This window comes from Pseudomonas sp. TH32 (assembly GCF_016650855.1).
In the GTDB taxonomy this organism is placed as follows: domain Bacteria; phylum Pseudomonadota; class Gammaproteobacteria; order Pseudomonadales; family Pseudomonadaceae; genus Aquipseudomonas.
This window is the reverse complement of the sequence record NZ_JAEKFA010000002.1, coordinates 5,765,821-5,779,299: the sequence shown is the minus strand read 5'-3', so window position 1 is coordinate 5,779,299 and position 13,479 is coordinate 5,765,821. Positions and strand designations below refer to the sequence as shown.

At 62.9% G+C, this 13,479-nt stretch carries 10 protein-coding genes; 6 read left to right on the top strand and 4 right to left on the bottom strand.

Features of this window, described 5'->3' with window-relative positions; translation table 11 throughout:
• Positions 1–7 precede the first annotated feature (7 nt).
• The 6 genes from JFV30_RS30165 (at position 8) to JFV30_RS30140 (ending at position 5,865) form a co-directional block, all read left to right on the top strand.
• Positions 8–1,201 (top strand): SfnB family sulfur acquisition oxidoreductase, encoded by a 1,194-nt coding sequence (locus JFV30_RS30165; RefSeq protein WP_003211848.1) that lies wholly within the window; start codon positions 8–10, stop codon positions 1,199–1,201.
• Positions 1,201–2,553, top strand: coding sequence for an LLM class flavin-dependent oxidoreductase (locus tag JFV30_RS30160; protein ID WP_201125877.1), 1,353 nt, complete (start codon positions 1,201–1,203; stop codon positions 2,551–2,553). The genes JFV30_RS30165 and JFV30_RS30160 overlap by 1 nt, the downstream gene beginning before the upstream one ends.
• Positions 2,554–2,634: 81 nt before the next feature.
• Positions 2,635–3,450: a MetQ/NlpA family ABC transporter substrate-binding protein gene (locus JFV30_RS30155; protein WP_010168897.1), complete on the top strand. Its 816-nt coding sequence runs from the start codon at positions 2,635–2,637 to the stop codon at positions 3,448–3,450.
• Positions 3,447–4,565 (top strand): methionine ABC transporter ATP-binding protein, encoded by a 1,119-nt coding sequence (locus JFV30_RS30150; protein WP_201125876.1) that lies wholly within the window; start codon positions 3,447–3,449, stop codon positions 4,563–4,565. The genes JFV30_RS30155 and JFV30_RS30150 overlap by 4 nt, the downstream gene beginning before the upstream one ends.
• Positions 4,555–5,199 carry a methionine ABC transporter permease gene (locus JFV30_RS30145; protein WP_003211840.1) on the top strand — a complete coding sequence of 215 codons (645 nt, stop codon included), beginning with the start codon at positions 4,555–4,557 and terminating at the stop codon, positions 5,197–5,199. Before JFV30_RS30150 ends, JFV30_RS30145 begins: the two co-directional genes overlap by 11 nt.
• 39 nt (positions 5,200–5,238) lie before the next feature.
• A complete protein-coding gene (locus JFV30_RS30140; RefSeq protein WP_201125875.1) occupies positions 5,239–5,865 on the top strand; it encodes a class I SAM-dependent methyltransferase in 627 nt (208 codons plus the stop codon).
• A gap of 111 nt (positions 5,866–5,976) precedes the next feature.
• On the opposite strand, the gene JFV30_RS30135 is transcribed toward JFV30_RS30140, so the two are convergent.
• Genes JFV30_RS30135 through JFV30_RS30120 form a run of 4 tightly spaced genes read right to left on the bottom strand, consistent with a single transcriptional unit; the run spans position 5,977 to position 13,395 of the window.
• Positions 5,977–8,172, bottom strand: coding sequence for a glycoside hydrolase (locus JFV30_RS30135; protein WP_201126257.1), 2,196 nt, complete (start codon positions 8,170–8,172; stop codon positions 5,977–5,979).
• A 2-nt stretch (positions 8,173–8,174) separates the two neighbouring features.
• Positions 8,175–11,228 (bottom strand): efflux RND transporter permease subunit, encoded by a 3,054-nt coding sequence (locus tag JFV30_RS30130; protein WP_201125874.1) that lies wholly within the window; start codon positions 11,226–11,228, stop codon positions 8,175–8,177.
• A complete protein-coding gene (locus tag JFV30_RS30125; protein WP_201125873.1) occupies positions 11,225–12,295 on the bottom strand; it encodes an efflux RND transporter periplasmic adaptor subunit in 1,071 nt (356 codons plus the stop codon). Before JFV30_RS30125 ends, JFV30_RS30130 begins: the two co-directional genes overlap by 4 nt.
• Positions 12,292–13,395 carry an efflux RND transporter periplasmic adaptor subunit gene (locus JFV30_RS30120; protein ID WP_201125872.1) on the bottom strand — a complete coding sequence of 368 codons (1,104 nt, stop codon included), beginning with the start codon at positions 13,393–13,395 and terminating at the stop codon, positions 12,292–12,294. The genes JFV30_RS30125 and JFV30_RS30120 overlap by 4 nt, the downstream gene beginning before the upstream one ends.
• Positions 13,396–13,479: the final 84 nt, after the last annotated feature.

Genomic DNA, 13,479 nt, shown 5'->3' with positions numbered 1-13,479 from the left:
AATACGCATGACCCTTTCTCATCACGTCGCGGTTATTACCAGCGATGAACAAGCCCTTATTGTCGCCAGTGACCTGGCCGAAGACTTCCGCCGCGACAGCGCCTTGCGTGACCGTGAACGCCGCCTGCCCTTGCCTGAACTGGACGTGTTTTCGCGCTCCGGCCTGTGGGGCATCAGCGTACCCAAGGAGTTCGGTGGTGCCGGCGTTTCCAACGTCACCCTGGCCAAGGTCACGGCACTGATTGCCCAGGCGGATGCGTCCCTGGGGCAGATCCCGCAGAACCACTTTTATGCCCTCGAAGTGCTGCGCGTTAACGGCAGCCCGGCGCAGCAAAAACGCCTGTACGCCGAAGTGCTCGCCGGCCAACGCTTCGGCAATGCCCTGGCAGAACTGGGCACCAAGACCGCCCACGACCGCATCACCAAGATCACCCGCGACGGTGACGGTTTCCGTATCACCGGCCGCAAGTTCTACTCGACCGGCGCGATCTACGCCCAACGTATTCCCACTTCCGTGGTGGACGAAAACGGTGTGCAGCAACTGGCCTTTGTCACCCGTGACAGCGAGGGCCTGAGCGTGATCGACGACTGGAGCGGCTTCGGCCAGCGCACCACCGGCAGCGGTTCGGTGGTGTTCGATAACGTGTGGGTTGCGGCCCAGGACGTCATCCCGTTCCAGAGCGCCTTCGAACGCCCGACCACCGTCGGCCCGCTGGCGCAGATCCTTCACGCCGCCATCGACACCGGCATCGCCCGCGCCGCCTATGAAGATGCCCTGCACTTCGTGCGCACCAAAACCCGGCCATGGATCGACGCCACCAGCGACAAGGCAACGGAAGACCCACTGACCCTGAAAAGCTTCGGCCACCTGAGCATCCGCCTGCATGCCACCGAGGCATTGCTGGAACGCTCAGGTGAGTTCCTCGACCGCGCCCAGGCCGACAGCAATGCCGACACCGTCGCCGCCGCATCCATCGCGGTCGCAGAAGTGCGCGCCCTGAGCACGGAGATTTCCCTGGCCGCCGGCAGCACCCTGTTCGAACTCGCCGGCAGCCAGGCGACCCTCGCCGAACACGGCCTGGACCGCCACTGGCGCAACGCCCGGGTGCACACCCTGCACGACCCGGTGCGCTGGAAATACCACGCGGTAGGCAACTACTACCTCAACGATGAAAACCCGCCACTGCGGGGGACTATCTGATGGCGAAGAAAAAGATCCTGCTCAATGCCTTCAACATGAACTGCATCGGGCATATCAACCACGGCCTGTGGACCCATCCACGGGACAACTCGACCCAGTACAAAACCATCGAGTACTGGACCGAACTGGCGCAGTTGCTGGAACGCGGGCTGTTTGACGGCCTGTTCATCGCCGACATCGTCGGGGTGTATGACGTCTACCAGAACTCGGTGGACGTGCCGCTCAAAGAGTCGATCCAGCTGCCGGTCAACGACCCGTTGCTGCTGGTCTCGGCCATGGCCGCCGTCACCAAAAACCTCGGCTTCGGCCTCACCGCCAACCTGACCTACGAACCGCCGTATCTGTTCGCCCGGCGCATGTCCACGCTCGATCACCTGAGCCGTGGCCGGGTGGGCTGGAACATCGTCACCGGCTACCTCGACAGCGCCGCCAAGGCCATGGGCCTCACCGAGCAGGTCGAGCATGACCGGCGCTACGACCAGGCCGACGAATACCTGGAAGTGCTCTACAAACTCTGGGAAGGCAGTTGGGAAAACGACGCGGTGATCAACGACCCGCACGCGCGGGTGTATGCCCAGCCAGAGAAGGTGCACAAGGTCGAGCACAAGGGCGAGTTCTATCAGGTGGAGGGTTATCACCTGTGCGAGCCGTCGCCGCAGCGTACGCCGGTGCTGTTCCAGGCGGGCAGTTCGGACCGTGGCTTGCTGTTCGCCGGGCGCCATGCCGAGTGCGTGTTCATCAGCGGGCAGAACAAGGCCTCGACCAAGATCCAAGTGGACAAGGTGCGCGCCAGCGCCGTGGAAGCCGGGCGCAATCCGGAGGACATCAAGGTGTTCATGGGGCTCAACGTGATCGTCGGCGCCACCGAAGAAGCGGCGTGGGCCAAGCACGCCGAGTACCTGAGCCATGCCAGCGCGGAAGCCGGCGTGGCGCATTTCTCGGCCTCCACCGCGATTGATTTTTCCCAATACGAACTGGATGAGCCGATCCAGTACGTGAAGAGCAACGCCATCCAGTCGGCGACCAAGAACCTGCAAAACAACGACTGGACCCGACGCAAATTGCTTGAGCAACACGCCCTCGGCGGCCGCTACATCACCCTGGTGGGTTCGCCTGCGCAGGTGGCTGACGAGCTGGAGTCATGGATCAGCGAAACCGGCCTGGATGGCTTCAACCTGACGCGCATCGTCACCCCGGAAAGCTACGTCGACTTCATCGAACTGGTGGTGCCGGAACTGCAGCGCCGGGGCTCGTACAAGACCGCGTATGAGACCGGGACGTTGCGGGAAAAAGTCTTCCACAGCTCAGCGCACTTACCTGAACAACACACCGGTTCCACCTACCGCCACTGAACCAAAATGTGGGAGCTGGCTTGCCTGCTCCCACAGCTGACCGAGTTGCTCACACAAATACCTTATGACTGGAAATCCACTATGAAAAAAACATTGCTCAGCCATCCAGTCAAAGCACTGGCTCTCGCCCTCGGATTGTTCAGCTCGGCGGTATTTGCCGCTGACGCTCCCTTGAAAGTCGGCACCACCGCCGCGTTCGCCATTCCCCTGGAGGCCGCCGTCGAAGAGGCCGGCAAACAGGGTTTGAAAGTCGAACTGGTGGAATTCACCGACTGGATCGCACCCAACGTCAGCCTGGCAGCCGGCGATATCGACGTGAACTACTTCCAGCACATCCCGTTTTTGGAAAACGCCAAGGCCGCTGCAGGCTTTGACCTGGTGCCGTACGCGCCGGGCATCATCAACAACGTCGGGCTGTATTCGAAGAAGTACAAGAGCATCAACGACCTGCCCCAGGGCGCCAGCGTGGCGATTGCCAACGACCCGATCAACAGCGGTCGCGGCTTGCAACTGCTGGCCAAGGCCGGCTTGATCACGCTCAAGCCGGGCGTGGGCTACAAGGCCACCGAAGAAGACATCGTCACCAACCCGAAGAAGATCAAGATCCTGCAAGTCGAAGCCGTGCAACTGGTACGCGCCTATGACGACGCCGACCTGGTGCAGGGCTACCCGGCGTATATCCGCCTGTCCAAGACCTTCGATGCCGAGTCGGCGCTGCTGTTCGACGGCCTCGACCACCCGGAATACGTGATCCAGTTCGTGATCCAGCCCAAGAGCAAAACCGACCCGCGTGTGATCAAGTTCGTCGACATCTACCAGCACTCGCCGGTGGTGCGCGCCGCGTTGGATAAATCCCTTGGCAAGCTCTACCAAGTGGGCTGGGAAGATAAAAAATGACCGCCGCCCACTCTCAACTGCGCGACCTGGGCCTGCCACCCAGGGACGCCGAGCAGACAGAACTGCACCCGGATCTGAACCGCGCGCACGTGCGCTTTATCAACCTGGGCAAGACCTATGACGGCCAATCCGTGCCCGCCCTGCAAGGCATCGACCTGGCGATCCAGCGCGGCGAAGTCTTCGGCATCATCGGCCGCAGCGGCGCCGGCAAGTCGTCGCTGATCCGCACCATCAACCGCCTGGAACAACCGAGCAGCGGCCGGGTGTTGATTGACCAGGTGGACATCGGTGACTTCGACGAAGACCGCCTGGTCGCGTTGCGCCGGCGCATCGGCATGATCTTCCAGCACTTCAACCTGATGTCGGCCAAGACCGTGTGGCAGAACGTCGAACTGCCGTTGAAAGTCGCAGGCGTGCCCAAGGAGCAGCGCGAGAAGAAGGTTCGTGAACTGCTGGAATTGGTCGGCTTGCAGGATAAGCACAAGGCTTACCCGGCGCAGCTGTCCGGCGGGCAGAAACAGCGGGTGGGCATCGCCCGCTCACTGGTGCATGACCCACAGATTCTGTTGTGCGATGAAGCCACGTCGGCGCTCGACCCTGAGACCACGCAATCCATCCTCGGCCTGCTGCGGGAGATCAACAAACGCCTGGGCCTGACCATTGTGCTGATCACCCACGAAATGGCCGTTATTCGCGAAATCTGCGACCGCGTGGTGGTGCTGGAACACGGCCATGTGGTCGAGCAAGGTCCGGTGTGGGAAGTGTTCGGCAACCCGCAGCATGAGGTCAGTAAAACCCTGCTGGCGCCGCTGCAACATGGCCTGCCTGAAGAGTTGCAAAGCCGCCTGCAGGCCAATCCGGCCTCAAAGGACGCCGCCGTGGTGCTGCGCTTGCAACTGACTGGCAGTGCCGAAGACGAACCCGATCTTGCTGCGTTGTTCAGCGCCCTCGGCGGGCGCGTGCGCTTGCTGCAAGGCGGTGTGGAACGCATCCAGGGCCACGCCTTGGGGCAATTGCTGCTGGCGGTGAGCGGCTCGGCCCTGACCGCCGAAGAACTGCGCACCCGCGCCGGGCGCTGGGCACAACAGGTGGAGGTGCTGGGCTATGTGGTTTGATCGTTTATTGCAGGGCGCCATCGACACCCTGTTGATGGTGGGTGTGTCGTCGTTGATCGCGTTGCTGGTGGGAATTCCCCTGGCGGTGTTCCTGGTGACCAGCGACAAGGGCGGCATCTATCAGGCGCCCGCGTTGAATCGGGTGCTGGGGGCGTTCGTTAACCTGTTCCGCTCGATTCCGTTTTTGATTTTGATGGTGGCGCTGATTCCGTTCACCCGGCTGATCGTCGGCACCACCTATGGCGTGTGGGCGGCGGTAGTGCCGCTGACCATCGCGGCCACGCCGTTCTTTGCGCGGATCGCCGAAGTCAGCTTGCGCGAAGTCGACCATGGGTTGATCGAGGCGGCGCAAGCCATGGGGTGCCGGCGCTGGCATATCGTCTGGCACGTGCTGTTGCCGGAGGCGCTGCCGGGGATTGTCGGCGGGTTCACGATTACCCTGGTGACGATGATCAACTCCTCGGCCATGGCCGGGGCGATTGGTGCCGGTGGGCTGGGGGATATTGCCTATCGCTATGGGTATCAGCGCTTTGATACCCAGATCATGCTCACCGTGATCGTGCTGCTGGTGATCCTGGTGGCGGTGATTCAATTGGGCGGCGATCGGTTGGCCAGGGTTCTGAACAAGAGGTGAGGTATAGTCGGGCAATCTCAGCGCCCGGTATGACCCGCCATGAAACTCGCCCCCGACGACCTCCACCAGATCACCGCCACCACCCTCGGCCACTACAACAAGGTGGCCGAGGATTTTCGTGAAGGCACCCGCGATCACGACGTGAGCCAGAACATCGATGCGTTGCTGCGGCATATCCACGGCGACGCGCCGTTTACCGTGCTGGATTTCGGCTGCGGCCCGGGGCGGGATTTGCAGACGTTTACCCGCATGGGCCATATCGCGGTGGGGCTTGATGGCTCGGAGCGCTTTGCGCAAATGGCCCGGGAAGACAGCGGCTGTGAAGTGCTGCAGCAGGACTTTCTGAAGCTGGATTTGCCCGCCGGCCGTTTTGACGGGATCTTCGCCAATGCGGTGCTGTTTCATATTCCCAAGCAGGAGTTGCCGCGCATTCTTGGGCAGTTGCATGGGGCGTTGAAGGTGGGTGGCGTGTTGTTCAGTTCGAACCCTCGGGGTGAAAACCAGGAAGGTTGGAACGGGCCGCGGTATGGCTCGTACCACGACTTGCAGGCGTGGCAGGAACTGCTGACGGCGGCAGGGTTTGTGGAGTTGGAGCATTACTTCCGACCGGCGGGGTTGCCTCGGGAACAGCAGCCGTGGTTGGCGAGTGTGTGGAAGAAAGTTTAGAGCTGCATTGCCTGAACTGGCCTCATCGCGGGCAAGCCCGGCTCCCACATTTGATCGGTGCAAGCGCTGGCAACGCGGTCAAATGTGGGAGCTGGCTTGCCTGCGATGGATTCACAAGCCCCCCTGATCCACCTGATACACCACCGCCTGCGCACCCGGCACAAACGCCGTAATACGCCCCTCAGCAAAATTCGCCACCAACCGCGTCCCATCGGCAAACGTGGTCTGCTGCACCTGCCTGTCTGCCGTCAACCAGCGGAAATCCGTCATGGCCTGAGTCGCCAACCGTTCATGCAGCGGACGGAAAAATTCGTCCTGGCGCTGAATCACCGGCAAGCGCTGCTTCATCGTCGCCGCACTCAGGTGATACAGCGGCGGCACGTTATAGAGCAGTTGCGTCAGCTCGTTCTCGGCCCGCACGTTGCTCAGTTTCAGGCTGTCGAACAGCCAATGGTGCGTGGTGATCACCGAGCCATGGAACACCGATTGGTACAGCGGCAGGCGCATCGTCGGGTCAAAGTAGACCGTGCGAAACGGCGCCTTCAACGGCACCGGCTTGAAGAACACCGCCGGCTGTTCCGGCGGGTACCAGGCGCCCACGTAATAGGGCGACTGCTTATCCTGGGTCATCTCCTTGTCTCCCCAGCCCAGCACCGGCGTTTGCATGCCGTGGGCAAACAGAATGCCTTGGGCGGTAATCGCGTTGCCATCCTCGGACCCTGCCGGCAGCTTGAGCACGGTGCTGATCCAGCGGGACGCGTCGATATTGCCTTCGGCATTCTGTGCCTGGGTCATGCTCGCGCCGGTGCGATAGCTGTCGAACAGCATGCTGGTGGCGTAGGCGTCGAGGAACCAGGCGTTGAACCCGGACCTGGCTTGCACCGCCTTGATCCGCGCCTCCAGCAATGGCCGCACGCAACGCGGATCGGTGTAGTGGCCGGACTTCTGGAAGCCGGTCTTGAACTCGCCGCCCTTCAACACGATCGCGCATTCGCGCCAGGCTTTGCTGCCCAGGTGAGCGGTGGTCCAGTCGGGGTTTTCGGTGGCGGACAAGGCGGTTTCATAAGAGTCGTAAGGCGCCATCAGGTAACCGGCGTCGACCCCGGCCTTGACCGCTTCAGGGTGCCAGAGCCCGCCTTCCCAGCCTTCGCCCTGGGTCACCAGCAGGCGTTTGAGACCCGCGCCTTTCAGCGCGTGGGTGACCGACAAGGTGTTGCCCCAGGTCTCGGGCGTAGCGCTCAAGGCCCCGGCAAAGGCCACCGCCAATTCGCGACGCAGCGCGCCATAACCCTCAGCGAGTTGGGTCATGTCCGGCTCGGTGGAGGGCTGCCAATTCTGCCGGGCTTTCTGGTTGATGGCCGCGTTCAAGCCCCGCAGGAGCACGGCCTGCTCATACGGCTGCTTGACCTGTCGAACCTGCGCCGATTCTTTATCGAGCAAACCATTCAATTCAGCCGCCAAGCCTTTGCCGCTGCGCAGCAGCTTGAGCAGTTGCGGCCAGTCGCGCACATCACCCGGGCCCAGCAGGTCATTGCCCCACAGGTAGATATGGCTGGCACCCAGCAGTTTTTCCGCTTCCGGGGTTTGCCGCAGTTTGTCTGCCAACGGCTCATAACGGCCCTGCTCCACCAGCCACTGGCGATAACGCTTGGCGCCCGCGAGCGGGTCGCTCTCGCCGAGGTGCAGCAGCAGCGTCATCGGCGTCGCGGGATGCAGCGTTGTGAATTCATGGGAGGCCGATAACGCAAGTCCCTTACCGTCGGCCTGCCAGTGCAAGCGGTTGTTGTAGGGATTGGTCATCAGCCAGTTGAGGGTGAACGCACCGTGGTCCACACCCCACAACGGCAGGCTGAGGTCTTGGGTGGTGTTGACGTCGCCCTGTTCCAGCAGGAATTTTTGCCACACGGCATTGCCCGCCGGCACGTAGTGCCCTTCGGCCAGGGGCCAGATCAGGCCGTTGCCGATGGCACTGGCGGGTTGCCGCAGGATCGCCAACTCACCGGCATCACGGGCAGTAATCGTCAGCGCGAGATCACGTTGATCGAGGGTGGCGCTCAAGCGGTAGGCGCCGTTGTCCCAGTGCCAACTGGCCTGTTTGGGACTCTCCGTCAGTTGGCTGACCGTGTGCGCGTCGACACCGCTGGAGGCTTGAACTGCGTCGCGGTCGACCGGTGTGACCCGAACCGCCAAGGTGGCCGGGTCGAGTTCGACGCGCCACAGGTGGTTTTCCAGCACGGTCGTGGCGACGGCAAGGGGCGATAACATCAGGCTGCCCAGCAGCAGCCCGTGGCGCAGCCAGTGAATCATGCTCAAGCCTGTTCTTTCTTCGGCTCGCGAATCTTGTACCAGGCCACATACAGCGCCGGCAAAAACAGCAGCGTGAGCAAGGTGGCGATGATGATCCCGCCAATCATCGCGTAAGCCATTGGCCCCCAGAACACTTCCCGGGCGATGGGGATCATGCCCAGGCTGGCCGCCGCTGCGGTCAGCAGAATTGGCCGGCGCCGGTGCTCGGTGGCTTCCACCACCGCGTCCCACGGCGTGTAGCCGTCGCGTTCGTAGGCGTCGATCTGCGTCACCAGGATCACCGAGTTACGGATGATGATACCGATCAACGCAAGGATCCCGAGGATCGCCACAAAGCCCATGGGCGTGCCCGTGGGAATCAGCGCCAGCACCACGCCAATCAACCCCAGCGGCGCAACGCTGGCCACCAGGAACATCTTCTGCACGCTGTGCAGCTGGATCATCAGGAAGGTCGCCATCAAGAACAGCATCAGCGGCACCACCTTGGCAATCGGGCCCTGGGCCTTGCCGCTTTCTTCCACGGTACCGCCGGTAGCAACCTTATAGCCCACCGGCAACGCGGCGCTGAACGTGTCGATTTCCGGCTTGAGCTGTTTCACCAGGTCGGTCGGCTGCATGTCATCGCGCACCGCCGCCTTGATCGTAATGGTCGGCTTGCGGTCCCGTCGCCACACCAGCGGCTGCTCAAGTTCATAGCGCACGGTGGCAAACGCCAGCAGCGGAATCGAGGTGCCGTTGGGCGTGACGATCTGCAGGTTCTGCAAGGTCTCCGGTGTACCGCGCTCGGCGTCTTCGGCGCGGCCGACCACGTTGATCAGGTAGATATCGTCGTGCACCTGGGTCACCGACGCACCGCTGACCACGCTGTTCATCAACTGCGCCACGTCTTCCGACGACAGCCCCAGTTGCCGCGCCTTGTCCTGGGCGATGTCCACCCGCAGGACTTTGCCCGGCTCGTTCCAGTCGTAGATGATCTCGCCCATGTGGGTATTTTTATCGAGCATGGTCGCCAGTTCGATCGCATGTTTGCGCACCTGGTCGATGTCCTTGCCAGACACCCGGTACTGGATCGGACGCCCCACCGGCGGGCCCATTTCCAACGGCTGCACAAAGCTGCCCACGCCGACAAAATCTTCCCGCAGGCGTTTTTGCAGGCGGGCAATCAGCGCGCCGCGCTCTTCCAGGCCCTTGCTCACAATCACCAACTGCGCGTAGTACGGGTTCTCCAGTTGCTGGTCCAGCGGCAGGTAGAAACGGATCGCGCCCTGGCCGATGTAGGTGCTCCAGCGGGCGATGTCCGGGTCGTCCTTGATGATGGCTTCAAGGCGGTCGACGGCCTTGCGGGTTTCATTGATCGAGGCGTTTTGCGGCAGGTTGAGGTCGACGAGAATTTCCGGACGGTCCGAGGACGGGAAAAACTGGTTCTGCACGAACTGCATGGAAAACACCGACGCCACAAACAACAGCACGGTGATGCCGATGGCCCACCAGCGATTGCGCATGGCCCACAGCATGCCGCCGTTGAACGCCCGGCCCACCCGGCCCGGCTCGGCGTTATGGGGTTTTACCTTGCTACTGAGGATATGCACGCCCAGCACCGGCGCGAACAACACCGCGACCACCCACGACACCAGCATCGCCACCGCAATCACCGCGAACAAGGTGAAGGTGTACTCGCCCGCCGAACTGGCGTTGAGGCCGATCGGCACAAACCCGGCGACGGTCACCAGGGTGCCGGTCAACATCGGGAACGCGGTGGAGGTGTAGGCAAAGGTTGCCGCCTGCTCCTTGGTTTCGCCTTTTTCCAGGCGCGTGATCATCATCTCCACGGTAATCATCGCATCGTCCACCAACAGGCCGAGGGCGATGATCAAGGCGCCCAGCGACACCCGCTGCATGGTGATGCCGCTGTATTCCATGAACACAAACACCAGTGCCAGCACCAGCGGAATCGAACAGGCCACCACCAACCCGGCGCGCACGCCAAGGCTGATAAAACTCACCACCAGCACGATGATCACCGCTTCAAACAGTGCACTGGTGAAGCCACCGACGGCCTCCTCCACCACTTCTGCCTGGTCGGAAACCTTGTGCACGCCCACCCCCACCGGCAGGTCCGCCGTCAGGTCATCCATGCGCTGGTGCAGGGCCTTGCCGAAGTCCTGGATGTTGCCGCCCTTCTGCATGGCGATGGCCAAACCGATGGCGGGCTTGCCGTTGAAGCGGAACATCGGCGTCGACGGGTCGACGTAGCCACGGGTGATTTCCGCCACGTCGGCCAGGCGATAGAACCGGTCATTGAGCCGCAGGTTGACGTTGGCCAGGTCCTTCTCCGAAGCGAACTGCCCGGAGGTGCGCACCGAAATCCGCTCGGGCCCGGCCTCGATCACCCCGGCCGGGGTCACCGCGTTCTGCGATTGCAGGCTCTGCACCACCTGGCGCTGGTCAATCCCCAGGGCCGCGAGTTTGCGGGTGGAGAAATTCAGGTAAATCACTTCGTCCTGCTGGCCGATCATCTCGACCTTGCCCAGCCCCGGCACCGAGCGAATTTCGGCGCGCACCTGCTCCACGTAATCGCGCAGTTGGCGCATCGACAGGCCATCGGCGGTAAACGCGTACACCGAGCCGAATACATCACCGAACTCGTCGTTGAACGCCGGCCCCTGCAAGCCCTGGGGGAAACTGCCGCGAATGTCGTCGATCTTCTTGCGGACCTGGTACCAGATCTCCGGGATGTCCTTGGCGCTGGTGGTGTCCCGCAGGAACACAAACACCGTGGATTCCCCGGGCCGGGTGTAGCTTTTCACGTAGTCGAGGGAGTCCAGCTCTTCGAGTTTTTTCTCGATGCGGTCAGTGACCTGCTTGAGGGTTTCTTCCTGGGTCGCGCCCGGCCAGCGGGTCTGGATCACCATGGTCTTGATGGTGAACGACGGGTCTTCCTCACGGCCCAGGTTCATGTACGAGAACACGCCCATCAGCAGCGCGACGAACATCAGGTACCACACGAAGGACTGATGCTTGAGGGCCCAGTCGGATAAGTTGAAGCTCCCTTTCATCGCGGGCTGTCCTCGTCGATTTTGACTTTTTGCCCGGGCTTCAGGCTGTTCACGCCGGCACTCACCACGCGTTCGCCGGGTTTGACGCCGGCGTTGAGCAAGGCGCTGTCGGCGTCACGGCTGACGATGGTGACGTCACGGGGCTGCACGGTCTGACTTTGGGTGTCGATCACCCAGATGCGGGTCTTGCCGTCAGCCTCCTGCACGGCGCTGAGGGGCAGTTCGATGCGCGGGGCGATGGCGGAGCTGAGGGTTACGCTGATGGCGGTGCCAAGGCGAAATGCGGGCGGCGTTTCGGCCAGGGTCAGGCGCGCACGACGGGTGCGAGTGGCGCTTTGGGCCTGGGGTTCGATCTCGCGTACGGTGGCGGTGGTGCTGACGCTCGGGTCCATCTGCCCGGCCACCAGGAACACCACGTCCGGCGGCAGCCGCTCGGCAAGGCCGGCGGGCAAGTCGATGACGGCCTCCTTGATGTCGGGACGCGCCAGGGTCACCACTTGCTGCCCGGCGCTGACCACCTGGCCGGCCTCGGCATTCCAGGCGGTGACGATGCCCGCGTGGTCGGTGCGCAGTTCGGCGTAGTTGAGCTGGTCCTTGGCCTGGTTGACCGAGGCCCTGGCCTGGTCAAGGGAAGCCTGGGTGGTTTTCAGGTCAGTCTGGGCGATGTCCAGTTGGGCCTGGGCGCCGACGCCACGATTGAACAATTCCTGCTGGCGACGTGCGTTGGCCTGGGCGTTGATCCACTGCGCCTGGACGCGGGCCAGGTCGCCCTGGGCAGCACGAAGCTGGTTCTGCTGATCGGTGGGGTCGAGCACGGCCAGCAACGCGCCCTGCTCCACCTCAGCGCCTACGTCGACCGCGCGCCGGGCGATGCGGCCGGGCACACGGAAACCGAGATTGCTCTCGTAGCGGGCCTGGATCGTACCGGCAAAGCGGCCGAGGTTTTCCTGGTCTTCGGATTTCACTTCAATCGACAACACCGGGCGCACCGGTTCCGGCGCCGGTTCTTCCTTGGAGCACGCCACCAACAGCAGGCTGGCGGCGAGTAATACCGTCAGTTGCTTCATGGCTGCACTCCCTGGGCCTGGGCCTGATCCGGCGGCTGGGCGATTTCCACGATCATGCCGGGATGCAGCAATTGCCCGCCGGCCACCACGACTTTTTCGCCGCCCTTGAGGCCGTCGCTGATGATCACCTTGCCGGTGAGGTAGCGCGCGACCGTGACCCTGTGCAACTGCGCCTTGCCGTCGTCGTCAATCAGCCAGACCGCCGGCGCGCTGAGGTCTTTGGTCAGGGCGGCCCATGGCAACTCGATGCTGGCCTTGGCCGGCCCGTTGGCGGTGGCGCTGACCACCGAGCCCAACTGCATGCCCTTGGGCAGCGCGTCGAGGGCGATTTTGACTTGCACGGTGCCGGTATTCGCAGCCACCGCCGGGGTGACTTCGCGGACCTTGCCCACGGCAGTAATCTGCGGGTTTTCCAGCAGGCTGACGGTAATCGGTTTGTCCGGTGGCGGCTCCACCAGCAACGATTCATAGACGTTGAACACCGCGTCGCGCTCGCCGTCCCGGGCCAGGCTGAAAATCGGCACGGTGGCTTGCACCACCTGGCCCACCTCGGCCTGGCGCGCGGTGATGATGCCCGGCGCGTCGGCGATCAGCGAGGTGTAGCCCAACTGCTCGCGGGCGTTGGCCAACTGCGCCTGGGCGGCGGTCAGTGCGCTCTGGCTGCTGCGTAGCGCGGCCTGGGCGGAGTCGTATTCGCTGCGACTGGTGTAGCCCTTGGGCAGGAGTTTTTCCTGGCGCACAAACGCGGCAGCGGTCTGTTTGACCCGCGCCTGCTCGGCGACCACCTGGGCCTGGGCGGAGTCGACGTTGGTCTGCAAGTCTTTCGGGTCGAGCTTGGCCAGCACTTGTTTGGCGCTGACCCGGTCACCGACATCCACCATGCGCTGGATGATCTTGCCGCCGACGCGGAACGACAGATCGGTCTGCACTCGCGCCTGGATATCGCCGGTCAAGGTGACGGCGGCGGCAAAGTCGGTGGACTTCACAGTCTGCACAAACACCCGGGAATGTTCCTTGGGTTCGGCTTTTTCCTGGCCGCAACCGCTCAACAGCGCCAGCAGGCCAAGGCCGAAGATAAATGTCGAGGTGGGACCGCCCATGCAGGCTCCTTTTGCGTGATGCCGCCGTGCCAGTGTCTATGCGACTGTGAGCTTAGAACAGGGTTCCTTATCTGCATGGAGAAT